Origin of the sequence: Pseudomonas sp. Au-Pse12 (assembly GCF_021341665.1) — a bacterium.
Classification (GTDB): Bacteria; Pseudomonadota; Gammaproteobacteria; order Pseudomonadales; family Pseudomonadaceae; genus Aquipseudomonas.
Window position 1 is genome coordinate 223,481 of record NZ_JAJTTH010000007.1, and the last position, 23,800, is coordinate 247,280.

Genomic DNA, 23,800 nt, shown 5'->3' on the forward strand with positions numbered 1-23,800 from the left:
TGAATTAACCAGCCTTCGATAGTTTTTGATGTACCACCTGCAGGACGTTGGCAACAGTCCAGTACAGTACCATTCCGGATGGAAAGGAATAAAACAGCAGGAAGAACGACAGCCCCATCACTACCGTTGTCAGCCTGTGGCGAAGTGAGGACTTTCCGTCGGGTAGGGAAATGGGGTTAAGTCTGGTGCTCAGAAGCGTGGTCAGAGACATCAGGACTGGTAGCAGATTGAAGTAAGCGCCAAATAACGGAAGGTCTACACCAAGCTCGAATAGTTGATCGGGCTCAGCCAGGGTTTTTATCCACAGGAATGAGGCATCTCGCAGTTCAAAGGTTTGCCCCAGCAAATGAAACAGCGAGACGAAGACGGGTACTTGGATCAAGACGATTAGCAGAGGCTTCAATCCGGCCAGCGGACTTACCTTATGGCTTTCATAAAGCTGAAGGATTCTTTCGCTCTGCTCTCCGCCTTTGTAGTTTTTGCGTATTTCCAGAAGTTCGGGTTGTATCTTGGCCTGAATGGACTCGAACTTTTTCTGTGCCAAGATCGAATTCTTGGCAATGGGGTGCAAAGCCAAACGTACCAGCATGGCAAGCAGAATGATTGAAACTCCCCAGCTACCGACCAGTTGCTGAATAAAATACAGCACGTGCATGATGGCCAGGGTCAGTTCGCGTAGCCAGTTCCACAGCCCTGAAAACAGCAATTCGCCTAGGTTGGGAGTCTGGGCTGTGAGCGCCTGGTACGATTTGCCTCCACCAAATACATTCCATTGGTAGACCTGCAATCCTGTTCTGTCATTGTCGGCAATAGGCAATGTAAAGGACAGGGATGTATTGAAAGGCGCACTTGCTTTTTCTTCCGGCGGTTCCTGCGGGGTGTCAGCCTGCCATACAGTATTGCGCGCCAGGTCGTTGGCGGGAGACATGATCAGGGCTAGGTAGCGGCTTTGCAGTCCTACCCAGTTCCATTGCTTGGCGTCATGGGAAGAGTAGCCTTTGGACAGGGCTTCGTTGTTCAGTCGAAGTGCCTCGACACCATTGGAGTTTTGATAAACCAGCTCGGTGAATGAATAGATACTCTGTCCCATGCCCAAGCCTCTGGCGGGGGTCTCACCTATGCCAGGACCTATTTTCAGCTCGAGATGATCGGTTGGATCAACTGGCTGTTCCTTGAAATACAACTCCAGTGCAAAGTCGACTCGCCAATCGTGATCGAGCAGGTGCCAGGTCTTTTTGATACTGAACGGAAGGTTGCTGCTCTCCAACCCAAGAGTCAGTGTGTCTGCTCGTTGCTCAAGTACTTTCCAACCGCCGGCTAGTTGCTCCCACTCCCATAGGCTTTTGCCAGCCAGTGTTCCATCTAGCAAAAATAATTTTCCTTCGGGTGCAGCCATATCATGAGTGAGTTTGTTGGGAGTATGAAACTTAGGTGACAGCCAATGTTGAACAGTGCCTGATGATAGATTGAACTCAAGCTGTAGACTTGAATTCGAAAGCACAACGGGGCTTTGCTCGCTGGCAGCTGCGGCATAAGTGAAGAAAATCAGTATCAAGGCAAGCCAATTGCATTGATGGAAAAATTTTGATTTTTGCATTGGGCAGCGATAACGCTCGGTTGAGAGGACGAACAATGCGAAATATGGCCGCTCATCGATAAGCGGCCATACCTTTCAGCTCACAGCATTGTTTTCAGTGCTGTAGGTCGTAAATTTCAACTCGAGCATTTACTTCTTTTCGGTATCGGGCTCTTTTTTAATAGCGCTCTTGCGCAGGCCGAACATTCGCAGTAATCGGTGCCAATACAACTTGAGAACCATGGCCATTGCTGCCAGGGCTCCCAGAATTCCTTGAAGCATGGCGCTGCCCGTACCTGGATCAAGATATGCGAACGCATTGATTGGTAGGAGCGCCAGGCACAACAAGGAAAACTTTGAAAAATTTGACACTTTCATGAAACCCCATCACTTAATTAAATTAACCAAATAGGCCGCAGCTGTTTCGCCGCTTTTCCCCAAGTTATAGATCCAGCGCTTACGTGCTTCTATGATTGTCTCTTGCCATCGTTGCGAGTCAGCAACCGCCGCTTTGACAATGCTTCCCAGCTCCCCTAGGCGTTCTGTTGGCACTACGACACCAACTTGCTCGCGAGCCTGTACCTCAATGGCGTCAAGGCCAATTTCCGAGTATGCCGGATTGAGCGCTTTTCGAGGAACATCTGCGAAAATAACTGGCCGCTCAAGCCCTAATGCAAACTCCAGTGCGGCTCCAGACCAGTCGCTCAGCATAATATCCGAACCAAGCAATGAGTTGGTGCCATCGCCGTCCTCGTCCATGCGAAAACGAGGCTCTTCTCGGTAATAGCTGGCAATTTCATCGAGTATTTGAGGGGCTAATTTTCGCGTTCGTGGATGCGGACGCAGCACGACACGAAAGCCTGCGTCGATAAGGGGTCTGATCGCTGCCAGTCCGTGCCGCTCTATCAGGGCATTTTCACCCCAGGTGGGAGCGACCAGAACCTGTATCGCACCGTCGCTGCTTGGCAATGGACCCTGTTGGCCTCTTTTCATGATCGTATCGAGTCGTCCATAGCCGTGCTCGACCAAAGTTTTGGCGGGTATGCCCTGGGCAGTCTCTCGAGCTCTGATTTCGGCGACATGGTGAGGGCCTACGCACAATATCGAATCAAAATGATCGAATGCGGCTGCACGGTAGACCATATGAGTGCTGACAATCGAATGATGCAGGTACACATACCGTACCGACAACGGCGAGCGCTTGATGTGGAAGCTCTGCAGGTCGGGCATGGTCATCAGTAGGACGTCTACGTCCAGGGTGGCGAAGAACAGCGTGCGCACGCTGCCTTCGCCGATGTAGAACGGGCGCATTCCGGCAGGAGGGCTAGCCAGCATGGGGTCGTTTTCCGCTGACGTCACATACAATACAGGCACTGAATGGTCAGCCTGCAAGGCGTTAAAGATGGGCTCGAAGTACGACCAGTAACCTCGCCCCTCTGAATAGAACACTATCTTGCGTTCATTCCGAGGGATGCGTTTGAAGCTCTGCAGGCCTTTCCACTCCCTAAGCATCTTGCGTAATGCAGTTAACATGCTTAGCCCTTAAGCCGAAAGACTGTATCCAATTTTCCGTCGCGAAGCAGTTCGTGATACTGATTCAGGTCATCCAGGGTATCGACTTCAAGCCAACCGTTATCGGTAAGAGCTGCCTGTGCGTTCCATCCTGTATCGATGAGGTGCTGTAAGAAAGTTGTCATGTACATGTTGGCAAAATCCTTGCCGTCTCGCTCGACGGTGCGGTCCAGATCGTGCCATGCCTTCCAGAATGCGCCGACATGATCGCCCCTGACCTTGATCAGCCCCATATATTGACCTTGGACTTCACTGTAATCCTTGGGCTTCTTACCCAACTCGATGATTTTATTCTCGCTGTCGAGCTTCAATGTTTCAGCGTCAGAAAGCGGATCCTCCATGCGGATGTCCCAGAGTTTGCGCCACTGTCGGTCAATGGAAATCGCCAGTGGAGCATCGGTATTCAACAGGTTCTCAAGGACCGATTGCTCGTACACGATATCGCTATAGGCGATCAGCAGGTCCTCCTCCTCGAGCATCCATTGTTGTGCGCAAAAAAGCGTGGAAACCATATTGGTTTCGGCGAACTGCGGGTTGTACAGCAGCTCTACGCCAAGACCTTCAAGGCAGTCTGCGCGATAACCGCCGACTATTGCTATGTCCTCCAGGCCGACAGCTCGCATTACCTCGAGTTGGCGCTCAATCAGCGTCCGTCCATCCAGTTCGACCAGGCACTTGGGTCGCTCATTGGTGAGTGGGCGCAGGCGTGTACCTTGACCCGCAGCCAGAATAATTACGCGCATGAAGTTCCTTTACCGAAAAATAATTGACGAATGAAACGGGCATCCAGCGCCGTGTTGCCGACCGGGCGCTCGGGATGCCACATGATGGCCGCCCAAGGCAGCCTGTCGTGGACAAACGCCTCTATTGACCCGTCGTCGGCCCAGACCTGAGCCAGCAAATTTGCTGCCAGGTTATCTGGCATGATTCCCCATGAGTGGAAGCTATTGAGCTGCTGGTACTCGCTGAACCATTCGCAGCGAGACGAGCCAAGAGCGCCATGTGGACCGTTTGCATGGCCTGGTAGGCGAACCAGGCTACCACCCAGAAAATGATTGAGTGCTTGCATTCCGCGGCAAACGCCTAGTACTGGCATGCTCAGTGCCTGTGCCAGGCCCAGCAGTTCCCTTTCTGTGAAATCGCGTTCTGGGGAAGGATTGGTGGCTCCGGGCAGATGAGAAAGGTCGTTGCCCCCACTCAATATCAGTCCAGCGACTTCTTGGCGCTCCAGCCAGTTGCTTGGCGATCGCAATCCATTGGGTACGGGCACTAGATCGATCTCCAATCCCTCCATGAGTGCGGACCAGCGCTGATCGAGGCAGTCACGGCGCTCGTCGTATCCGGGGATACTCTCAACCCGTTGCGTGATTGCGATACGCATCAGCTTATGACCTGAATCATTCGGCTTCCTGCATTGAGCTCAATAGCGTGAGCCGCTGCCAGTATCCGGTACTGTGTCTCGCCAACGCCCAATGCTGCCGGCAAGCCAAACTCTGCCGCGCGTATTGCCATATGTGAGTTGGCTCCGCCATACATGGTGATCAATCCGGCTATTTGTCGGCCGAACAGCCAGTCATAGCCAGGATCGGCCTGGGGGATCAGGGCAATCTTGCCGGAAAGGTCTGCTTCACCCTTGTTCTGGCTAAGGTCCACACATACGCCTCGTACCACGGCTGAACCTACAAAGTTGGGTTGGGTTAGCGGATAAAGAAACACACTGAAGTCTTCAGTGGAACACAGCAATGGAGGCAGTTCGATGACCTGCGCCTGTTCGTGTGAACTCTTTCCTTGTTGTGCCCAGGCCAGCAATTTTTGGGTCAGTTCTGCTGGGCTTGATGTTTCGCTGCGCAGGGCCAGTAGTGCCTGGATGTCCATGTACGCCAGGTCTTCGCGCGATACCCCCAGGGGTTTGGCCCAGTCCGTCAGTTCATCTAGCGCCAGGGATAGGTTGCGAGTAAAGGCAAACTTGGCGTACTCACGCCCTTCAATGGCCTGCCGCAAAAAAAGCTCCAGTTCGTCGCTGTTGCAGGGAATGCCTTGTTCTGCCAAGGCGCTGCTGAAGCGTTCACGAGCCTCGTGCCAGAGATTGCTGCAGGTCGCACTGGGTGGTGCGACCGCACCATCAACGATTGGCTTGAGGTAGCGCTCGGGATCAGCTCGATAGTTCGGCGAGTTAATGTCGTAGGTGCCTGGACGAAGATGTCCGTACTCTTGGACGAAGGCTTCCCAGCTCATTTCCCCAATCGAGCAACTGTAGGCATCGAGGGTCAGTTTGTGGCTCACCGTCCGAATGGAGCTCAAGAAATCATCCATCGCTGCCTCAGTCAAAACTCCGGTGCTGACGGCAGAGCGCAAAAGGGTGACCGCCACGAAGGCGCTCCGTGCCAGATGAGCGAAGGGTAAAGCGCCATAACGCTGACAATCATGCAAAAGCCTCCAGGCTTTCTCCAGGGGAGGCATGGGCGTTTTGTTCAGATATTGAAAGCGCTGTTCCAGTTCGTCGATAACGGCCAAGTCGCGTTGATTGCGTTTTAGTGCGTTCGCGCTGATTTCCCGTAATGCGCTCCTGAGCTTTTCGATCTCCTGATTCGAGAATTGATCACCTTTGCTCAAGCGCTCTTGCCAGCGCTGGAAGTCCAGAGCAAAACAAGTGGGGATCACTTCAAACTCTACTTTGTCATGCAGCTGTGGATTGCGCTCGAGCCAGTCTATGTAGAAGTCAACCAGGCGTGCAGCCAGTGGCTCGTCGAGAGCTTTCGGAATGAAAGAGTTGAAGCTGGCGCGGATATCCACATAGGGGTGGCCCGCAAAGCTGACCAGCAACGATTGCGGTCGTACGTCGCGATAGCCATATTCTGCGCGTTGTGTGGCCCACGTTTCGTCCATGATCAGGTATCGATACAGGCTGGTCGACAGGGGGTGTGGCTTGGTCCCGATAATTTCTGCCGGATTCCAGTCTGGCATGATCCCAAAGATGGCACGCTGACCTGCAATAAAAGCGTTGGGAGGCTGCAATTGCTTGAACAGCCCACGAGCGCTGTCCAGATGTTTCATTATGTCCTCATCACTGCCATCCCACTTGGAGTGATTGACCGCTATCGGACGAACCTGAAGGATATGCAGCCCAGCATCGGCAGTGATGGCAAACTCCACATCCAGTGAGTCATAGCCAAGCAGCGACTCAATTTCTCTCAGTGCTGGCAGCAGGTTTTGCAGGCGATCTGGAATTTTCTGGCTGCGGGGATTTGCGTCACGCAGGATCATGAGGGTCTTGTGATCCTGGCAGGTCCCGCTGGTAATCGACTCGGTGCTGCCACTGATATCGTCATAGTTGACGATGTAGTAAGGCGCCCCGTTGTTCAGGCTTCGTGTAAACACCACTCCGCTGGCAAGCACCTGTTGCAGCATCGGCTGCACCAGTATCTGGTTCTCCGGGTTTCTATCACCGTAGGAGGAAATGACCTGTTCGATTGCCTCTCGCAAGTGCGGCAGATTACGGCCGTCGATATTCAGCAGACTGGTGTAAGCCCCTGCATTGGAATTGACAAAACCATCCTCAGACAGCGCACTGCTGCGTACGACAAGAGCTTGCTCGGGAAAGTGCTGCCTGATGGTGTCGATCAGTGAGTCCGATATTTCCTGCCATTGAGCAACGGTGAAACTCACCTGGTCCTCAATTCGGCTGAGCCTGACCATGCGGCGCAGGCGGCGCAGTGTCTGGGCCTTGGTTCCGAGGACAAAGTGTGCGAGGTCCTGAGGCTCGTTGAGCTCAGCCCAATCCCCTTGTACGTCAACTGCCTGGACATTCATTCCCTGGCAGCGCAGCGCCTCCACCAGATCGGACAGGTGGCCCTTATGGAACTGTTGTTGCAGGTCGATCTTGAATTGCATCAGGTGTTGAATGGCGCGAGGACCAAAATGGACGCATCCCACGAACTCGGCCGAGGCAAGGTTGGATGGGATGTCCTGCCCCAGTCGTGTTACTGAAGATCCATGCAGGCAAACCTTTTCACACCGTTGCAGGTCCGAGCGAGTACGGCAGGCATAACGGGTGCGCCATTGGCTATCCACTGCAACGCTGATATCTGCCGGCGAATTGGTCATGGTTTCGGCGAGGCTGCGACGAAACAGGATGTCGGAGTAGGAAACCAGGCTTCTGTTCTTCCCGGTCAGGTCTACCTGCAAGAATGAGTAGGCTGACTGTGTGACTTGCCAGTCGGTGTTGATCCAGTAGTTGAAGTCGGGATATTGCTGTTTGAGCGAGTCGATTTTGTAGCCGCCTACGAAGTGGGCGTCCGACATTCGTGAATTTGTGGCATGAAGCAGCCAGTCAATGACTCGGGTATGACCGGAGGCGCTGCGTAATGCGACGTGCTCATCACCCTGGAAGGGCTTGCCTGCGCCTAGAAAAATAACTGCTGACTGCATGCTGGTTTCTCATTCTTCCTTAAACACGGTAAAGACATCTGCCCGTTGGCTGCCTACCAGCCTTGAGCACCCTCGGTCCAGTAACCGAATCCCCAGCAATCACGAACAGGATCGATCAGGTAGGGAGCGAGTTTCTTCGCGGTGGCGCAGGACCCTAGAGAGTTGTGAGCGATTAGTTTGTAGTCCGTCCCGTCCGAGCGATAGAGGTATTGCAAATCACCGTCTTCGCTAAGCTCGGGGTCTCTCGGAAGCGTCTTGATGAAGGTGGGTACCAGGCCGGGGATCCAATCTTCGGCGGACCGGCCCCAATTACTGTGAACCCCATCGAAACTCTGGCTTACAGGATAAGTGCCGTTGGCTCGGTGATAAGCCTCCAGTGCCGCATGGATACTTGCAAGATCACCTACGCGCTGAACATAAAACGGGGGATTGAAGGAAACCTTGCCAGTGTTTTCAAGTGCACTTACAAAATCACTCTCCCTGGCGATTGCAACGGTCATTTGAGAGTCGTATTCAAATGTGGAATTTTCATCCTTGACGATATCAAGATAAAGTGGCGCACTAGAATTTTGCACTGCTGTGCTTAATAGATCGATACCTTGATATTCCCCACAGTCTGGTTTACCAGGTGCTTCAAGGCATAATGTCTTGGCAAGATCGCTCAGACTGACTAGTTCGCTACTGTAGGTTGTCGATACGCTGTCGCGAGCTCGAGACTTTATCATTAGAAGGGGGCGATATCTATTGTAACCCCACAACTTGTTATTATTGATTCTGTTTCCGTCAGGTGCGGTGTCAAAGTAGCTGGCCAGTGCACCATGATCACTTTTTACGATAAAAAGCGTTTTATCATAGATACCAAGGCTTTTCAGCTTCTCAATATAGTCAGCCGTTTGCTGAAGTGCGCAGTGAGTTTCGTTTATCAAACCCTGAAGATTTTGATTGCTGCTCGACCACGCAGCGTCATCGCTTCGATAAGTACAATTTTCATCAAAATCAACAGGGAAGTGGGTATGCAGGAAATGCATGTAGCGAATGGAGCGCGGGGCGTCGGTTGCGTGCAGTGACTGTATCAACTCCACTAAGTCGTCGCTTTGCAGTGTGTTCAACGCGTCCCATGAGGAGCCTTTGTGGACTAGTGGCCTCTCGATCTTCAAGCTACTAAAGTACTTTCCTTGAAGAGGCCTGATTTCATCATTGATAAAACCCGCAAGAAAAGGCGTACCTATCCGTGCAGCAATATGGGGATAGAAATTCAGAGCTGTAGCAACTTTCTCCTGGAAGTCACTTTTTATTAATGTTCCTGGAATGACATTGTCTTGCGTGCCCTCGCTAAACGCACTGTAGGCTCCGTAAGTCATGACATCAGTTGCTGCCAGATTTTCGCGTTTGATTGAGTTTATTCTGCCCGAGAGCTTTTCGGACAGTTCTGTTGATGTTTCGCTCAACTCTCTAAAGTTAATATCCCCATACAATTCGGAGCGAATTGAGGCAATTGTTGCAGGCGCCAGTGAAACCGCATTTTCATAAAAAATGAAGTCCTTGAATGCATTCTTTAGCTTTGGATCTTCTTCAATGACCTGCTTGGCGACCACTCCTGCCAATCCATCAAAACTGAGAACGATGACGTTGTCGCTTTTTGATAGCCCGGAGAACCGTTCAACTGATGCGCTCTCCCGATATAGCTTTGGTGCTGCCGAGCCTACAGAGGCAACCAGCAGTACCAGCAAAAAGACATAGACTGCAGATTTCAGGTTGGTATATGTCAGCAATGTCAGCACCAGTGAAGCCATGCTGACAACTACCAAGTTTGTATAGTCTATGTCTAGATCTTCCGGAGCGGTCATTCCAGCTGCTTTTACCAAGGGCAACAAGAAACCGGAAATGGATGCCCAGAACGTAATGAAATAAAATAATCCATTTGACAACTGACGCAAGCGTAGTGCGACCAGTATTTCGGATATCGCAGTAAATACGCACCCAGCGAGAAGACTTACAAGCAGTGAAAAGACAAAAAAGCCACCGACACTAAAGTTTATATCATTAAACGATAGATACAGTGCATAAAGGGGAACCCACAAAAACAAAGTTGATGCGGCCAAAATCGGAATGGCCGAGCGTTTTAAGGTGTTAAGCATGCGATCCTGCTGTTCTCGTTCAGGCTTTTTAGCAAAAATTTTTATCAGGGGTGCCCCACAAGCTCATCTTAAACTAGACGCTGTGAAAAAGACGTCGCCGGCAATGAGATTGTAATGGCTTGCTAAGCTAGGACACTTCTTAGACGGGAGTAATTGTCCCACAAAGGGGCTTGACGAGTAAGCAACATCATTCTTTTTTCACAGGGCCCAAACCTGGGGCCTCAAGCCTGCTGCTGGATCAGTCTTATTGATCGGGTTACGCACCCAGTTCTCGTTGATTGGCTTTGTGCAGTCGGGCCAATGAACCGTCACGAACCAGATGCCGACTATTTATCTGCCCCACCCAAGTCTGGAATCATGCCCTCCCGCCTCAACAGGAGTGAGCCCCATGAACCACGCCCCCCACTTGGTCCTTGCCCTGGGCGCACTGCTGGCGAGCTACGGCATCCAGGCCGCAGACCCGGCCGAACCCCATGTCTACTACAGCATGGTGCCCGGTCAGTTCATGCTGATCGGCAAGCAGCCCGATGGCGGCCCAGCCTATGCCGGCACCGCGGTGATTCGCTACGAGAACCAGGCCCTGACCCTGCTCAAGACCATCGACGGCCAGACCACCACCGCCATCGGCAAGGTGGAACGAGCCCGCATTGCCGAAGCCGACGTGGTGAATTTCAGCTGGCCGGGGCACAGCGCCACCTGCCTGGTGCGTGGCGACCTGGACAACTATTCGCGCCTGAGCTGCTACTGGTTCAACAATGGAGTGGAACACCAGGAACCGGGGCTGGAGGCCTATTTCCCCACGGAAACCTGGCCCGGCCACCAGGACTGAAGCTCGTTGCCGGTAACACCCGCGCCCCTCAACCCTTGACCGAGCCCACGCCATGATCCAACTCATCGAATACAGCAACCACCACCACCGCGAGGCGGTGATCGATCTGTGGAACCGCGCATTCGGTTACGACACCGCCCACAACACCCCCAGTCTGGCCATCGACCGCAAGCTCGCCGTGGATGACGGGCTGTTCTTCGTCGCCCTGGCCTCAGGGCAGGTCATCGGCACCCTGATGGCCGGCTACGACGGCCACCGTGGCTGGCTGTACTCCCTGGCGGTGGACCCGCAACAGCGCCGGCTCGGCACCGGCCGGGCCCTGGTGCGCCATGGCGAGCAGGCCCTGGGCGCCCGCGGCTGCCTGAAGATCAACCTACAGATCCTCAGCAGCAACGCCGCGGTGCAGGGCTTCTACCAGGCCCTGGGTTATCAGGTCGAACCCCGGGTCAGCATGGGCAAGGTGATCACCGCCAACGTCCCCGAGCACCTGCGCGGCTGACGGCAGCCGCGCCGCCTTCACCAGTTGTTCAGGTTGCTGCGCGGTGGCGCCAGCAGTTGCTGGGCCAGGCTGATGGCCGCCAGCGGCGAGGCGCTGTGCAGCAGTGGGTAGCCCCAGAACTTTTCATAGTTCCTGGCAAAAGCCTCGACGCCGGCCTGGGCCTCCGGCTGCGGGGCGATGACGATCATCGCCTTGATCCAGCGGCGGATCGCCGCCTTGTTGCGCTTCATCCACAACGAACCCTGCTTGAGCAATGCCTTGCTCTGCGGGCTGTTGCGCTGCTCGGGCTCAGGCAGCACATCGCTCATCAGGACAAAGGCCTGAGCACGCTGCATCAATGCCTCCAACTGCTGGAAAGGGTCGACTCCGGGCTGCCCTGCGTCCTCGGCGCGACGCATCCAGACCAGGGGGAAATGCTGATGATCGAAGTACATGGGAACACCTCAAGAAGCTGAAAAACAAGAATGTTTATCATCTTCCCGAGAGCCATTGTCCGCATCAGCCGAGATTGACAAGTTATTGATCAATCCGGCCAGATGCAGCCCTTGCCGCAGGTGGCAAACGGGTTGGGCGGCACTCCGACCTGGCGGCCACAGCACAGCGCCAGGCAAGGCCCTGCGGGTCTTTTCGCAGCCTCGCGGGCTCGGCAGCGGCTACAGGGCGTGGTTTTCCAGGGCTTGGCGACGCTCGGCAAAAAACCGCCCCGGTGGCTGGCCCACGGCTTTCTTGAACATGCGGATAAAGGCGCTGGCGCTGTCATAGCCCAGGGTCAGCGCCACACGCTCCACCGAGTCGCCCCGGCCCAATTGCCTGAGCCCCAGGAGGATGTGCAACTGACGCTGCCAGCGACCGAAACTCAGGCCGGTCTCGGCCACGATCAAGCGGCTCAGGCTGCGTTCGCTGAGGCCGATCTGCTCGCCCCATTGCCCAAGGCTCAGGCGCCGCTGCGGCTGTTCAAGGATCTGCTGGGCCAGGCGCCGCAGTTGTGCGTGCCGGGGCATGGGCAGGTGGATCTGCTCGCGGGGCGCGCTCGCCAGTTCATCCAGGGTCACGGCGACCAAGCGCCCGGCGGCGCCGTCCTGGTCATACAGGAACGGCAGCTGCGCACAGCGCCTGAGCAGCTCCTGCAACAGCGGCGACATCACCAGGGTACAGCAGGCCTGAGGCAGCGCACGGGCGTGCTCGGGCTCGACCAGCAGGCAATAGCCCTGGGCGTTCTCCAGCCCCTGGACCCGATGCTCGATCGCGCTGGGAATCCATACCGCGCACTGCGGCGGCGCCAGCCACAGGCCTTCGGCGCTCTCGCAACTGAGCACGCCGCCCGCGGGAAACAGCAACTGGGCCTTGCGATGGCTGTGCCACGGCCGCTCCCAGCGCTCCTCTTGCGTCGAGATGCGCAGGGCGCACACCGGACGCGCAATCGCATCCGGGTCCTGAGCCTGGTCCTGCTGTTTCAAGACGGGCATCCACCTTCCTCCACACTCCCGGGGCATGCCCGCCATCGGCGCGACGCCGGTGCCTGCCCTGCAAGGCCGAGGATTGTGCCGGGCCCATGGGGCTTAGCCAAGCACCCCGGGCCGCACCTGCGCGCCGGTCTGTGCCCTAGCGGTAGTAGCCATAGCGGTAGCAGCAGCCATGGTAGTGCCCGGGATAAACCACGCAGCCTCCCAGGGACAGCATCGTGGCCATGACAATCAGCAGTGCGATACGACGGGACATGGTGAATTCCTCATGGGTTCGGTGATACACCCGGCCAACGGCGCAGGCGACCATCGCCAGCGCTCGCACAGGGTTACGGATTGAACGCTGCGCCCGGAACACTTCCGTCGCCGGCTCCACGCAAATAGATTCATCCGCCACGGCCAGCCCCGGGCCAGAGCCCTGGCCCGCTAACTGAACGCCGGTTGAACAGGGCCGGGATAAAAATTTCATTTTTCCGCGACGGATTGCCCGCCCATCTATCGTTGAATCCATCAGCTGCGTTCATCAGCGAATGCAGGCCTGAAGGAGTCACCATGAAGCTTGTCCGTTCCCTGCTGCGTCTGCGCTCGTTGCTGCTGATTCCCCTGGCACTCGGCGCGCTGGCGAGCACGCCCGCCGATGCCCAGCCCCTCATCATCCAGCAGGCGCCACCGGCCATGCGCTATGAACCCATGCCCGGCGCTCGCCCGGGCTACGCCTGGGACCGCGGCAACTGGCGCTGGCGCGGGAACGGCTACGTCTGGGTGCCTGGCCACTGGCAGCCGGTGATGCACCGCGGGCACTGGATGCCCGGCCACTGGCAAGCCCACGGCCCACATTGGTACTGGGTCGAAGGTCGCTGGGTGCGCTGACCCGATGCCGTCGAAGATTGCCCCTTCACCGGACCGAGAACCGCCGATTTGAACGAAACCGACCCGGATCTGGAGTTGCTCGAACGCATTGGCAACAACGAAGCCCAGGCCGTGAAAGAGATGGTCACGCGCAAGCTGCCACGCCTTCTGGCCCTGGCCAGCCGCCTGCTGGGCGATGCCGACGAAGCCCGGGACATCGCCCAGGAGAGTTTCCTGCGGATCTGGAAGCAGGCGGCCAGCTGGCGCAGCGATCAGGCCCGCTTCGACACCTGGCTGCACCGGGTGGCGCTGAACCTGTGCTACGACCGCCTGCGCCGGCGCAAGGAGCACGTGCAGATCGACAGCGAGCAAGCCTACGAGGCGGTGGACCACAGCCCGACGCCCGACGAACAACTGGAAGCCAGCGCGCAGAGCCGGCGCATGGCCGCGGCCCTGGACCGACTGCCGGATCGCCAGCGCGAGGCGATCGTTCTGCAGTACTACCAGGAACTGTCCAACACCGAGGCCGCGGCGCTGATGCAGATCAGCGTCGAAGCGCTGGAGAGCCTGCTGTCGCGGGCCCGGCGCAATCTGCGCAGCCACCTCGCCGAGGCCCAGGGTGCGGACCTCTCAGGAAGGAGAACACCATGACCCCCGAACGCTTTGCGTACCTGGCCGACGCCTACGGCGCAGACCTGCAACGCTGGCCCGCCGGTGAGCGCGAGGCGGCCCAGGCCCTGCTCGGTGACGGCAATGCGCTGGCCGCCGAGGCCCTGCGCCAGGCGCGCTGGCTCGACAGCCAGCTGGACAGCTACCAGCTGGCCGCGCCGGGCCCGGCCCTGGCGCAACGGATCATTGCCGCGGCCGCCACAGCGCCACGCGGCGCCTCCTTCTGGCAACGCTACGCCGGCTGGCTGGCGTCCCTGGGCTGGGTCGGGGTCGGCCTCACCGGGGTGGCCGCCGGCATGCTCGCGGTGGCCCTGAGCCTGCCCCTGTCGGCATCCACCGAAGCCCTGCCCAGCGTGCTCGACCAGAGCGACGCGGAATTCATCCTGAGCATCAATGCCGAGGAGGCCGAACAGTGAGCCTGTCCATCCGTCCACTGAAAACCTGGCTGCTGCTGTCGCTGCTGCTCAACGTATTCCTGATCGGCGGCGTCGCCGGCGGCCTGTATCAGTGGCTCGGCCATCCCCAGCCACCCCAGGCCCTGGCGCTGCCCCAGCACGGCCTGCGCCAGGCCATGGCGCAGATGCCCGAGGAACGCCGGCGCCAGTTGCGCCAACTGCTGCGCCAGACCCGCAACGACAGCCAGCCGCTGATCATGGCCGGGCGCGAGGCTCGCCAGGGGGTGGTGCGTGAACTGGGGGCCGAACAACTGAACCGCAATGCCCTGGACGCCGAACTGGGCAAATCCCGCGAGGCCGACATCGCCCTGCGGGCCCGGGTGGATGAAGCCCTGGCCAATTTTGCCGGCAGCCTGTCGCTGACTGAGCGCCAGCAGCTGGTGGAGTCCATGTACCCGCGAGCCCCAGGAAAAAACCGCGCGGCCCAGCGCAATTGAAAGCCCGGCGACGGCTTTCGCCGCGGGCCGCGTTCAACCACTCGCCGCCCGCGATAGCCGCGGGCCCCCTGTCACTTCCCAAGGAAACCGCCCATGCGTCGTGTTATCCAAAGCCTGCTCATCGCCACCTTGCTTGGCACCACCCTGGCCGGCTGCGTGGTGGCCCCGGCCCATCCACGCCGGCCGCCGCCACCCCCGCCCATCGTTGAAGTGATACCGATGGCACCGGCCCCCAGCTACCACTGGGTCGCCGGGCACTACCGCTGGCACGCCGGCCAGTGGCTCTGGACCCCAGGCCATTGGCGCTATTGACGGCTAGCTGGCCACGGCCTCCAGCAGCCAGGCCTTGAAGGCGCTCATGGCGGCGGTTTCGGCCCGGGACTGCAAGCGGGTCAGCCAGTAGCTGCCGGTGACGATGCCAATCTCGAACGGCTGCACCACCGCCCCGCTGGCCAACTGCCGCGCGAACATCAGCGGCGGCGCCAGGGCCACGCCCAGGCCCTGCAACGCCGCTTCGAGCATGCCCAGGGACGAGTCGAAGACGATGCTCTGCGGCAGCAGGCTACCGGCCCCCAGCCCCGCCGCCTGGAACCACTGCGGCCATTCATCGGTGCGGTAGGACCGCAACAGGGTCTGCCCCAGCACGTCCGCCGGGCTGTGCAACTGGCGGGCAAGCTCCGGCACGCACAGCACCGACAGCGGCGCCTGCAACAAGGGCAGTGCCTCGATACCGTGCCAGGCCCCGGTGCCAAAGCGAATGGCGTAGTCCAGGCCCTCGGCCGCCACGTCCACCCGGTTGTTGTTGGTGCTCAGGCGCAGGTCGACGTAAGGATGGCGCGCCTGGAAATCCCCCAGGCGCGGCAACAGCCAGCCCACGGCGAAGGTGCCCACCGCGCCCACCGTCAGCACTTCGCGGTAGTGCCCGCCGTCGAACCGCCCCAGGGTCTGGGCGATCCGGTCGAAGCACTCGCGCAGCACCGGCAGCAGGGTCTCGCCCTCGCTGGTGAGCATCAGCCCCCGGGGCAGGCGCTTGAACAGGGTGACGTTGAGCTGGGCCTCCAGGCTCTTGACCTGATGGCTGACCGCCGCCTGGGTCACGCACAGCTCGATGGCCGCGCGGGTGAAGCTCAAATGCCGCGCCGAGGCCTCGAAGGCCCGCAGCGCGTTCAGCGGCAAATGGGGACGGAGCATGATCATTCCCTAGATTTTCTAATGGCTCGTGCAAGATTTGGTCGTTTGTCGATCCTGCGCAAACTGCCTACATTGGCCTCGCTCGCGCAGCACCGGCCACGCCCTGCTCGCTCAGGAAGGCGTCGCGGGCACGCGGCCCCGGGGGCTCCCACGAAGAACGCCCGGACCGCCAAGCCGCGGGGAAAAACGCGGCAAAAACAACCAGAACACAGGGAAACCAAGCAATCATGCGGCACACAACCTTGACCGGATTAGGCTTCATCAGCGCCTGCGCGCTGCTGCTGGGCACCTCCAGCGCCTGCGCCGAAACCACCACGGACAACGCGCTGAAAGCCACCGTGGATACCACCATCCGCCCGCTGATGCACCAGCAGGGCATTCCCGGAATGGCGGTAGCGATCATCGCCAACGGCAAGCGACATTACTTTAACTACGGGGTTGCCTCCAAGAACAATCAACAGCCGGTGGACAACGACACCCTGTTCGAAGTCGGTTCGGTGAGCAAGACCTACACCGCCACCCTCGCCGGCTACGCCCAGGCCAGCGGCAAACTGGCCCTTGAAGACCACGCCAGCCAGTACCTGCCGGCCCTGCGCGGCAGTGCCTTCGATGGCATCAGCCTGTTGCAGTTGGGCACCTACACCGCCGGCGGCCTGCCCTTGCAGTTCCCCGACGAGGTGCAGGGCGAAGACAAGATGCTGGACTACTACAACACCTGGAAACCCAGCTTCAGCCCCGGCACCCAGCGCCAGTACTCCAACCCCAGCATCGGCCTGCTCGGCTACCTGGCCGCCCGCAGCCTGGGCCAGCCGTTCGATCAGTTGATGGAACGCACGCTGTTTCCCCAGTTCGGCCTCAAGCACAGCTACATCCATGTGCCCAAGGACCAGCTGGCGCATTACGCCCAGGGCTACGACAAGCAGAACCAGCCGATCCGCGTCAGCCCCGGGCCGCTGGACGCCGAAGCCTACGGGGTCAAGACCAGCGCCCCGGACCTGCTGCAATTCATTGCCGGCAACCTGCAGCCGGGCCAGTTCGACAACGCCCTGCAGCGCGCCATGGTGGCGACCCAGAGCGGCTACTACCGGGTGGGCGACATCACCCAGGGCCTGGGTTGGGAGCGCTACGCCTACCCGGTGCCCCTGGCACGCCTGATGGCCGGCAACTCCTCGGCCATGGCCCTGGAGCCGCACCCGGTGCAATGGCTGACCCCGGTGGAGGCGCCCAAGGCTGACGCCCTGTACAACAAGACCGGCTCCACCAGCGGCTTCGGCGCCTATGTGCTGTTCGTCCCGAGCCAGCAGATCGGCATTGTCCTGCTGGCCAACAAGAACTACCCCAACGAAGAGCGGATCAAGGCTGCCCACGCCATCCTCACGGCCCTGGAGGCCGCGAAGTAACGGGCCCGGCCGCACGCCAAGGGCTCTCGACACCGCGCCCTGCGGCTCGTCCCGCTCGCCAACGCCATGTGCCCTTGCCGGTCACATGGCGTTTTTTCATGCTGGGGTCACGGCGCCGCCTAGACTCACAGCTGCCCTTGCGAGCGTGCACCCGCGCGCCCTTGCCGCGCCAGCAAACGCTGGCCTGGCGATCCCCGCGCCGGGCCTGATGCAGGGTTTGCGCTGAACCTTCTGGCAGGCTCTCCGGTCGATAACTGCAACCTGGCAAGGGTTGCCGGCGCTGCCGCGTCGGTGTTTGCCCAGGAACCACAGCCGCTGGAGAAACGTCCGTGATATCGACCCTGCAGATCGCCAGAATCAAAGCCTGGGGCGCCCATGGCTTCACCGCTACCGGCGTGGTCAGTGCCTTGCTCGCCACCCTGGCGCTGTTCGACAACCAGCCCAAGGCCTGCCTGCTATGGCTGGGGGTGGCCCTGCTGGTGGACGGGGTCGACGGCTCGCTGGCACGCAAGGTCAAGACCCACTCGGTGCTGCCCAACATCGACGGCTCGGTGCTCGACCTGGTGATCGACTACCTGACCTACGTGTTCATCCCGGCGCTGTTCATCTACCGCTACATGCCCCTGCCGGAGTACAGCGCGCTGCTGGCCACTTCGCTGATCCTGCTATCGTCGCTGCTGTGCTTCTGCAACGTCAACATGAAGAGCCATGACAACTACTTCCAGGGCTTTCCCGCCGCCTGGAACGTGGTCGCCCTGTGCTTCTACCTGATCGAGCCCGGCCCCTGGCCAAGCCTGCTGAGCATCATCGCCCTGGCCCTGCTGACCGCCACGCGGGTGCAGTTCCTGCATCCGTTCCGGGTACGCAAATGGATGCCGCTGAACATCATCGTGACCTTCATATGGCTGCTCAGCGGCGCGCTGCTGATCCTCAGCCACCCGCTGCACAGCCCACCGATCATGGGCTTGTGGCTGGCGGCCTCGGCCTACTTTCTCGGCGTGTGCCTGTGGCGTTCGGCGCAGGAATGGGTCAGGGGCAGCCCCAAACCATAAACGGTCAGCGACAAGCCCCCGGCGCATGCCTTTAAACCTGCACCGAGCGGGTGCATGCTGTGTCGGCTTCGCCACCCGCCCGACGAGAACCCTGCGATGAACACCACCACCCTGCTGCTCTACACCTCAAGCTGCTTTATCGGCGCACTGATCCCCGGCCCGACCTCGCTGCTGGCCATGGCCAACGGCACCTCGCGCAATCGCCAGCTGGTGGCGGTGGGCATGGCCGGCGCGGCGCTCTCGGATGTGCTGATCATCGCCGCCGTGGGCCTCGGCCTGGGGGCGATGCTGATGGCGTCGCAGCAGCTGTTCATGGTCTTGAAATGGGTCGGGGTGTGCTACCTGGCCTGGCTCGGCATCCAGCTCTGGCGCAGCGCGCCCCAGGCCCTCGGCGCCCAGCAGGTGCGGGCCGGTTCGCGGCGGCGCGAAGTATTCCAGCGCAGTTTCTCGGTGGCCATGACCAACCCCAAGGTGCTGCTGTTTTTCACCGCCTTCCTGCCGCAGTTCATCGACCCCGGCCAACCGGTCTTCATCCAGTACGCCACCCTGGCGCTGGTGACGGCGCTGGTCGAGGTGCTGGTGATGGGCCTGTATGCCGCGGGCGGGGTGCAGGCGGCGAAATTCCTGACCACCCGCGGCATGCGCCGGCTCAATAAGTGCTGCGGCGCGACGATGCTGTCGCTGGCGGCATTTTTGGCACTCTACCGCCGCAACTGACAGGGGCTTTTTGCTTGCCGCTTGAAGCTTGCGGCTGCTCTTAAAAGGCCAGCTTGTAGCCGATGGAGAACAGCATGACCGCCAGGCACGGCCGGAGGATTTCGTCGGACACCCGCCCGGTCATGTGGCTGCCGATCCAGATTCCCGGCAGCGACCCCATCAACAGGAAACCCAGCAGGTGCCAGTCCATGTTGCCCATGCTGGCGTGGCCCAGGCCGGCCACCAGGGTCAGCGGCACGGCGTGGGCGATCTCGGTGCCCACCAGGCGCTTGGTGGCCAGGAACGGGTAGAGGATGAACAGCGCCACGGTGCCCAGGGCACCGGCGCCGATGGACGTCAGTGCAACCATGGTGCCGAGGATCACCCCGGTGACCACGGTCAGGCCATTGAGCCCGCCGGGGCTGGGCTGGTAATCGCTACCATGGCGCTGGGCGAAGGCCATGAGCTTTTTCTTGAACACAATGGCCAGGGCCGTGAGCAGCAGCACGAAGCCCAACCCTTGCTTGATCACCGCGTTCAGGGCCTGGGGATCGGTGTCGAGGTTCTTCAGGAACCACAAGGTCAGCGCCACCGCCGGCACGCTGCCAAGGGTCAGCCAGCCGGTGATGCGCCAGTCGATGTTGCGGTTTTTCTGGTGAACCAGCACCCCACCGGATTTGGTGATGGCCGCGTACAGCAGGTCGGTGCCCACTGCGGTGGCCGGGTTGATGCCGAACCAGAGCAGGATCGGGGTCATCAGCGAACCGCCTCCGACACCGGTCATGCCCACGATGAAACCCACTACCAGGCCTGCGACTACAAAACCGAAGTTACCCACATCCATCAATAAAGCCCTACAAATCACGCGGCCAGGTAAAAAACTGGCGGCAGCATAGCGGCTAAAGCTTATGTCCATTTATATGAATAAAATCTAACGTTATAACCAGGCCCGATTTTTCCATGCAGCAACTGCATCCATGCCCCCCTGTGGTTGCATCCACCACATGCGCCGACAGCCTCCGGCCCACCGGCAAAAAACACTCGCCGACGGCGGTAAAACGCTCTGCGCTGCACATCCGCGCCATGGCATCCGGTATTCTGCCCGACGCTTGGCACTGCCCCTGGCGCGTGCCACCCCCGATTCCAAGGAAGGCCCATGACCTCTGCCGACACCTCGTACCAGATCGAGCACCAACGCATCCGTTTCCGGCGCCTGAGCCTGCACCAGGAAGCCCCCGGAAGCTGCGCGCCCCACCGGGGCAATTGGGGGCTGGCGCTGTCCGGTGGCGGCATCCGCAGCGCAACGTTCGGCCTGGGAGTGCTGCAAGCCATGGCCCGGGCCCCGGCGCCTGATACAGCGCCGGCAGACACCCGCGAAAACAGCCTGCTGTCGCGCATCGACTACCTGTCCACGGTCAGTGGCGGCGGCTATATCGGCAGCTTCTTCAGCAGCCTGTTCCTCCCCGGGCGCCTGCAAGCACCCGCCGCCCAGGACCCGGTAGCCCAGGCTGCCCACAGCGCCTACCAGGCACTGCGCTTCGAACCACCGGGGCGGATCAGCACCGGCATCGACTACAGCACCCGGCCCCCGGGCCAGGGCCCCACCGCCTGGCTGCGAGAAAACGGCCGCTACCTGACCCCCACCGGTTCCGGCGACATGCTCTACGCCCTGGCCATGACCTGGCGCAACTGGCTGTCGCTGCAGGCCATGATCGGCCTGCCGATCGTGCTGCTGCTCAGCCTGCTGAGCCTGTTCCAGGTGCTGAGCCAGGCCAGCCTGCTGCTCTGGCCGCTGATGGCCGGCGTGCTGTTCGCCCTGCCCTGCGCCGTGGCGTACTGGCTGATGATTCCCCAGGGCGACCTGGACCGGCCACCGAGCATGGGCAACGCGGCGTACCGGAGCATGCTCGCCGTGGTCGGCGGCCTGTGGCTCTGTGGCGCCCTGGCCTACTGGCTGGCCCAGTGGCAAGCCGTGGGCGCGCTGACCCTGGCCGGCGCCCTGGTGGGCAGTGGCGCCTTGCTGATCACCCGGCAACTGGTGACGCGCCTGGCCGACAACCGCGACCCGGCCAAGGACAGCGCCTGCGCCAACAGCGTGCGCAACTATCGGGTACAGATCACCCGTGCCCTGGGTCGGGCGATGGCCGCGGTGGCCGTGCTGGGGTTCCTCGCCCTGCTGGTGACCGCAGCCCAGGCGCTGTACCGCTACCTGCATGACCTGCAAGCCCTGGGCAGCCTGCTGTTGCTGATCGCGGTGGTGTGGCTGGTGCGGCGCCTGGCCCTGCTCAAGGATGAAAAGAGCCTGCCGGGCTGGATGCACAAGCTGCCGCTGGACGTGCTCGCGCTGATTGCAGGTGGCCTGCTGCTGAGCCTGCTGTGCCTGTGCTGGGGCTTGCTGGTGCAATGGATCGCCCACGACGGCGGGGTGATTTCCGGCGCTCATGCGGTGGCCTGGCGGCTCGCGGCGCTGAGCCTGCTGGCGGCCTTGCTGACCCACCTCAGCGGGCGCTTCATCGGTTTTCTCAATACCTCGTCGCTGCAGGCCTTCTACTCGGCCCGCCTGACCCGCGCCTACCTTGGCGCCTCCAATGGCCGGCGCTTCAACGGCCCGGCGCAACAGCGCCGCACCTACATGAGCGTGGCCGAGCCGATGTCCAGCGACGACCTGTCGCTGCAGCAGTACTACGCCAGCCCCAGCGCCGGCCCGGTGCACCTGATCAACGTCACCATGAACCTCACCGTCGATCCGGCTGAACAGCTGGTGCAGCGCGACCGCAAGGGCAAGCCCCTGTGCATCGCCCCGAACTGGGCACCCGACAGCCCGGCGCCAACCAGCGCTTGCCCGGCAGAGCGCTACCTCCTCGACGGCCAGGCCTATCGCCGCGACCTCGACCATGGCCCGGCCTCGGAAATCATGCGGCCGCTGACCCTGGGCCAGTGGATCGGCGTTTCCGGCGCCGCCTTCAGCACCGGCCTGGGCCGCGCCAGCAGCCTCGGCATGTCGCTGGTCCTGGGGCTGGCCAACGTGCGCCTGGGCCTCTGGTGGCCCAGCCACTTCCTCGACCCCGGGCAATCGCACTGGGTGCCCCGGGACCTCAAGCCCTGGACCCGCTACAGCACCCAGGCCTACCTGTTCTATGAACTGACCGCGCGCTTTCACGGCTACCGCCGCGACTACCAGTACCTGTCAGACGGCGGGCACTTCGAAAACACCGGCACCTACGAACTGCTGCGCAAGGGGCGCAAGGTGGAGTTGATCATCACCTGCGATAGCGGCTGCGACCCCGACTACCAGTTCGACGACCTGGCCAACCTGGTGCGCCTGGCGCGCATCGATCAGGCCCTGGAGATCCGCGAAGACCCGGGAGTACTGAGCCATCCGCAGCTGAAGACGGTATTTGCCAGCCTGGAAGAGTTTCGCCAGCCGCCGAGCGCCGCTAACCAGAAATGCGCCCTGCTGCTGAATGTCCATGCCCACTCCCCGGGCAGTGACGACGACCTGTGCCAGACGCCCCATTGCCGGATCCTGGTGCTCAAACCGCGGCTGATCGCCGGGCTGACGCCGGACGTACTCAACTACGCCCGGGCCAACCCGAGCTTTCCCAACCAGAGCACCGTGGACCAGTTTTTCGACGAGGCGCAGTTCGAGAGTTACCGGCAACTGGGCCTGAGCATCGGCCAGCAACTGTTCGGCACCCAGTGCCAGCCCAGCGCGGTTGCCCAGGCGTTGTGGCGGTACCTGCAATAGCGCCGAATGGGGCGGCTACGCAGCCCAGCGCGAGCACGCTCGCTCGCCACAGGAGACCTGTCAGCGGCATGAGGTAGCCAAATGGCGCTCAAGGGGTCTTGTGCCGCTTTACCGCTTCCAGCCATTGCGCCTCAAGGCGCTCCTGCTGCGGGTCGATGCCTTGCTCGGCCAGCAGCGCCAGATGCCGCTCCACCTCGCCCAGCATCTGCCCGTGGGCGCTGGAGTTGGCGTCCAACTGATGCATCTGGATCAGCCCCAGGTGATAGAAACGCAGCAGCTTGAGCGCCGCCGGATCGCCCGCCGCGACCCCGGCGGTGACCTGATGCATGACATTGGTCACGCGCATCAGGCTGCGCTTGAGACGCCAGCCATACACCGCCGCGGCCATCCACGGTTTTGTCCAGAACACACCGCGCAGCAGCGCCGCGCTGATCAGCAAGCCAGTGAACACCCCCGCCGCGTTCCACACCAGGTTGTCCCCACCCGGCTGGCCGAACAGCGCCACCGCCGCGCTGGAAAACAGCATGGCCAGGGCGATGAACACCAGCGCGATGATCAAGGTGCTGCGACGGGTTTGCCGCCGGTAAGTCTCAGGGTCCTGCGGGGTGATGACGAACATGGGCGCGATGGGCTCCGGTGGCTGAAGAGGATGGGCTGGCGCGCATTATCACCGCTGGGGGCGGTGCCGGTGGCTTAAATTGCTCCGGGAGAAGCAAAAGCATGATCCGGGTCATGGCTCAGGGTGGCCCCAGTGCCCTGGAACGAGAGCACCTGGAGCCAGGATCCAGCCCCGTGCAC

At 60.4% G+C, this 23,800-nt stretch carries 23 protein-coding genes; 11 read left to right on the plus strand and 12 right to left on the minus strand.

Annotated features, from left to right (window positions below; genetic code table 11):
* Positions 1-4 precede the first annotated feature (4 nt).
* From LXM55_RS21215 to LXM55_RS21245, 7 genes are all read right to left on the minus strand, one after another.
* Entirely contained in the window at positions 5-1,597 is a 1,593-nt protein-coding gene (locus LXM55_RS21215) for a YidC/Oxa1 family membrane protein insertase (RefSeq protein ID WP_233322174.1), read from the minus strand.
* A gap of 129 nt (positions 1,598-1,726) precedes the next feature.
* The gene (locus LXM55_RS21220) at positions 1,727-1,954 is read right to left on the minus strand and encodes a hypothetical protein (RefSeq protein ID WP_233322175.1); all 228 of its coding nucleotides are present in this window, start codon (positions 1,952-1,954) and stop codon (positions 1,727-1,729) included.
* 9 nt (positions 1,955-1,963) lie between these two features.
* Entirely contained in the window at positions 1,964-3,109 is a 1,146-nt protein-coding gene (locus LXM55_RS21225) for a CDP-glycerol glycerophosphotransferase family protein (RefSeq protein ID WP_233322176.1), read from the minus strand.
* Positions 3,110-3,111: 2 nt separating this feature from the next.
* Positions 3,112-3,891 (minus strand): phosphocholine cytidylyltransferase family protein, encoded by a 780-nt coding sequence (locus LXM55_RS21230; protein ID WP_233322177.1) that lies wholly within the window; start codon positions 3,889-3,891, stop codon positions 3,112-3,114.
* The gene (locus LXM55_RS21235) at positions 3,882-4,529 is read right to left on the minus strand and encodes a gamma-glutamyl-gamma-aminobutyrate hydrolase family protein (protein ID WP_233322178.1); all 648 of its coding nucleotides are present in this window, start codon (positions 4,527-4,529) and stop codon (positions 3,882-3,884) included. The genes LXM55_RS21230 and LXM55_RS21235 overlap by 10 nt, the downstream gene beginning before the upstream one ends.
* Positions 4,529-7,576: a PEP/pyruvate-binding domain-containing protein gene (locus tag LXM55_RS21240; protein WP_233322179.1), complete on the minus strand. Its 3,048-nt coding sequence runs from the start codon at positions 7,574-7,576 to the stop codon at positions 4,529-4,531. The genes LXM55_RS21235 and LXM55_RS21240 overlap by 1 nt, the downstream gene beginning before the upstream one ends.
* Positions 7,577-7,629: 53 nt before the next feature.
* Entirely contained in the window at positions 7,630-9,714 is a 2,085-nt protein-coding gene (locus tag LXM55_RS21245) for a sulfatase-like hydrolase/transferase (RefSeq protein WP_233322180.1), read from the minus strand.
* A 388-nt stretch (positions 9,715-10,102) separates the two neighbouring features.
* On the opposite strand from LXM55_RS21245, the gene LXM55_RS21250 reads away from it, so the two are divergent.
* Both LXM55_RS21250 and LXM55_RS21255 read left to right on the plus strand, forming a co-directional pair.
* Positions 10,103-10,543 carry a hypothetical protein gene (locus LXM55_RS21250; protein WP_233322181.1) on the plus strand — a complete coding sequence of 147 codons (441 nt, stop codon included), beginning with the start codon at positions 10,103-10,105 and terminating at the stop codon, positions 10,541-10,543.
* Positions 10,544-10,595: 52 nt separating this feature from the next.
* Complete coding sequence (locus LXM55_RS21255) at positions 10,596-11,042, plus strand: GNAT family acetyltransferase (protein ID WP_233322182.1); 447 nt, start codon at positions 10,596-10,598, stop codon at positions 11,040-11,042.
* A 17-nt stretch (positions 11,043-11,059) separates the two neighbouring features.
* Here LXM55_RS21255 and LXM55_RS21260 read toward each other — a convergent pair whose 3' ends face one another.
* Positions 11,060-11,476: a hypothetical protein gene (locus LXM55_RS21260; protein WP_233322183.1), complete on the minus strand. Its 417-nt coding sequence runs from the start codon at positions 11,474-11,476 to the stop codon at positions 11,060-11,062.
* Positions 11,477-11,695: 219 nt separating this feature from the next.
* The gene (locus LXM55_RS21265) at positions 11,696-12,508 is read right to left on the minus strand and encodes an AraC family transcriptional regulator (protein WP_233322184.1); all 813 of its coding nucleotides are present in this window, start codon (positions 12,506-12,508) and stop codon (positions 11,696-11,698) included.
* Between the two features lie 549 nt (positions 12,509-13,057).
* Here LXM55_RS21265 and LXM55_RS21270 point away from each other — a divergent pair.
* The 5 genes from LXM55_RS21270 to LXM55_RS21290 all read left to right on the plus strand — a co-directional run bounded on the left by LXM55_RS21270 (position 13,058) and on the right by LXM55_RS21290 (position 15,227).
* Complete coding sequence (locus LXM55_RS21270) at positions 13,058-13,375, plus strand: YXWGXW repeat-containing protein (RefSeq protein ID WP_233322185.1); 318 nt, start codon at positions 13,058-13,060, stop codon at positions 13,373-13,375.
* A gap of 48 nt (positions 13,376-13,423) precedes the next feature.
* On the plus strand, positions 13,424-14,005 hold the full coding sequence (locus LXM55_RS21275; protein WP_233322186.1) for an RNA polymerase sigma factor: 582 nt from the start codon (positions 13,424-13,426) through the stop codon (positions 14,003-14,005).
* On the plus strand, positions 14,002-14,439 hold the full coding sequence (locus LXM55_RS21280) for a hypothetical protein (protein WP_233322187.1): 438 nt from the start codon (positions 14,002-14,004) through the stop codon (positions 14,437-14,439). The genes LXM55_RS21275 and LXM55_RS21280 overlap by 4 nt, the downstream gene beginning before the upstream one ends.
* On the plus strand, positions 14,436-14,915 hold the full coding sequence (locus LXM55_RS21285; RefSeq protein WP_233322188.1) for a periplasmic heavy metal sensor: 480 nt from the start codon (positions 14,436-14,438) through the stop codon (positions 14,913-14,915). Before LXM55_RS21280 ends, LXM55_RS21285 begins: the two co-directional genes overlap by 4 nt.
* Positions 14,916-15,008: 93 nt before the next feature.
* Positions 15,009-15,227 carry a hypothetical protein gene (locus tag LXM55_RS21290; protein WP_233322189.1) on the plus strand — a complete coding sequence of 73 codons (219 nt, stop codon included), beginning with the start codon at positions 15,009-15,011 and terminating at the stop codon, positions 15,225-15,227.
* 3 nt (positions 15,228-15,230) lie between these two features.
* Here the strand turns inward: LXM55_RS21290 and LXM55_RS21295 are convergent, their stop codons facing one another.
* Positions 15,231-16,106: a LysR substrate-binding domain-containing protein gene (locus LXM55_RS21295; RefSeq protein WP_233322190.1), complete on the minus strand. Its 876-nt coding sequence runs from the start codon at positions 16,104-16,106 to the stop codon at positions 15,231-15,233.
* Positions 16,107-16,333: 227 nt separating this feature from the next.
* On the opposite strand from LXM55_RS21295, the gene ampC reads away from it, so the two are divergent.
* The 3 genes from ampC (at position 16,334) to LXM55_RS21310 (ending at position 19,275) form a co-directional block, all read left to right on the plus strand.
* Positions 16,334-17,506: a class C beta-lactamase gene (gene ampC, locus LXM55_RS21300; protein ID WP_233322191.1), complete on the plus strand. Its 1,173-nt coding sequence runs from the start codon at positions 16,334-16,336 to the stop codon at positions 17,504-17,506.
* Positions 17,507-17,835: 329 nt separating this feature from the next.
* Positions 17,836-18,558, plus strand: coding sequence for a phosphatidylcholine synthase (pcsA, locus tag LXM55_RS21305; RefSeq protein WP_233322192.1), 723 nt, complete (start codon positions 17,836-17,838; stop codon positions 18,556-18,558).
* Positions 18,559-18,654: 96 nt separating this feature from the next.
* Complete coding sequence (locus tag LXM55_RS21310; protein ID WP_233322193.1) at positions 18,655-19,275, plus strand: LysE family translocator; 621 nt, start codon at positions 18,655-18,657, stop codon at positions 19,273-19,275.
* Between the two features lie 40 nt (positions 19,276-19,315).
* On the opposite strand, the gene LXM55_RS21315 is transcribed toward LXM55_RS21310, so the two are convergent.
* Entirely contained in the window at positions 19,316-20,098 is a 783-nt protein-coding gene (locus tag LXM55_RS21315) for a sulfite exporter TauE/SafE family protein (protein WP_233322194.1), read from the minus strand.
* Between the two features lie 312 nt (positions 20,099-20,410).
* On the opposite strand from LXM55_RS21315, the gene LXM55_RS21320 reads away from it, so the two are divergent.
* A complete protein-coding gene (locus LXM55_RS21320) occupies positions 20,411-23,002 on the plus strand; it encodes a hypothetical protein (protein ID WP_233322195.1) in 2,592 nt (863 codons plus the stop codon).
* A gap of 88 nt (positions 23,003-23,090) precedes the next feature.
* On the opposite strand, the gene LXM55_RS21325 is transcribed toward LXM55_RS21320, so the two are convergent.
* Entirely contained in the window at positions 23,091-23,621 is a 531-nt protein-coding gene (locus LXM55_RS21325; protein WP_233322196.1) for a DUF3087 domain-containing protein, read from the minus strand.
* Between the last annotated feature and the right edge of the window lie 179 nt (positions 23,622-23,800).

What these genes read in the sequence shown, in the direction of transcription:
- LXM55_RS21320 (WP_233322195.1), top strand. Translation starts at nt 20,411, where the DNA reads ATGACCTCTGCCGACACCTCGTACCAGATCGAGCACCAACGCATCCGT.
- LXM55_RS21270 (WP_233322185.1), top strand. Translation starts at nt 13,058, where the DNA reads ATGAAGCTTGTCCGTTCCCTGCTGCGTCTGCGCTCGTTGCTGCTGATT.
- LXM55_RS21255 (WP_233322182.1), top strand. Translation starts at nt 10,596, where the DNA reads ATGATCCAACTCATCGAATACAGCAACCACCACCACCGCGAGGCGGTG.
- ampC (WP_233322191.1), top strand. Translation starts at nt 16,334, where the DNA reads ATGCGGCACACAACCTTGACCGGATTAGGCTTCATCAGCGCCTGCGCG.
- LXM55_RS21250 (WP_233322181.1), top strand. Translation starts at nt 10,103, where the DNA reads ATGAACCACGCCCCCCACTTGGTCCTTGCCCTGGGCGCACTGCTGGCG.
- LXM55_RS21295 (WP_233322190.1), bottom strand. Translation starts at nt 16,106, where the DNA reads ATGCTCCGTCCCCATTTGCCGCTGAACGCGCTGCGGGCCTTCGAGGCC.
- LXM55_RS21245 (WP_233322180.1), bottom strand. Translation starts at nt 9,714, where the DNA reads ATGCTTAACACCTTAAAACGCTCGGCCATTCCGATTTTGGCCGCATCA.
- LXM55_RS21235 (WP_233322178.1), bottom strand. Translation starts at nt 4,529, where the DNA reads ATGCGTATCGCAATCACGCAACGGGTTGAGAGTATCCCCGGATACGAC.
- LXM55_RS21290 (WP_233322189.1), top strand. Translation starts at nt 15,009, where the DNA reads ATGCGTCGTGTTATCCAAAGCCTGCTCATCGCCACCTTGCTTGGCACC.
- LXM55_RS21310 (WP_233322193.1), top strand. Translation starts at nt 18,655, where the DNA reads ATGAACACCACCACCCTGCTGCTCTACACCTCAAGCTGCTTTATCGGC.
- LXM55_RS21325 (WP_233322196.1), bottom strand. Translation starts at nt 23,621, where the DNA reads ATGTTCGTCATCACCCCGCAGGACCCTGAGACTTACCGGCGGCAAACC.
- LXM55_RS21260 (WP_233322183.1), bottom strand. Translation starts at nt 11,476, where the DNA reads ATGTACTTCGATCATCAGCATTTCCCCCTGGTCTGGATGCGTCGCGCC.
- LXM55_RS21280 (WP_233322187.1), top strand. Translation starts at nt 14,002, where the DNA reads ATGACCCCCGAACGCTTTGCGTACCTGGCCGACGCCTACGGCGCAGAC.
- LXM55_RS21215 (WP_233322174.1), bottom strand. Translation starts at nt 1,597, where the DNA reads ATGCAAAAATCAAAATTTTTCCATCAATGCAATTGGCTTGCCTTGATA.
- LXM55_RS21240 (WP_233322179.1), bottom strand. Translation starts at nt 7,576, where the DNA reads ATGCAGTCAGCAGTTATTTTTCTAGGCGCAGGCAAGCCCTTCCAGGGT.
- LXM55_RS21265 (WP_233322184.1), bottom strand. Translation starts at nt 12,508, where the DNA reads ATGCCCGTCTTGAAACAGCAGGACCAGGCTCAGGACCCGGATGCGATT.
- LXM55_RS21315 (WP_233322194.1), bottom strand. Translation starts at nt 20,098, where the DNA reads ATGGATGTGGGTAACTTCGGTTTTGTAGTCGCAGGCCTGGTAGTGGGT.
- LXM55_RS21220 (WP_233322175.1), bottom strand. Translation starts at nt 1,954, where the DNA reads ATGAAAGTGTCAAATTTTTCAAAGTTTTCCTTGTTGTGCCTGGCGCTC.
- LXM55_RS21225 (WP_233322176.1), bottom strand. Translation starts at nt 3,109, where the DNA reads ATGTTAACTGCATTACGCAAGATGCTTAGGGAGTGGAAAGGCCTGCAG.
- LXM55_RS21230 (WP_233322177.1), bottom strand. Translation starts at nt 3,891, where the DNA reads ATGCGCGTAATTATTCTGGCTGCGGGTCAAGGTACACGCCTGCGCCCA.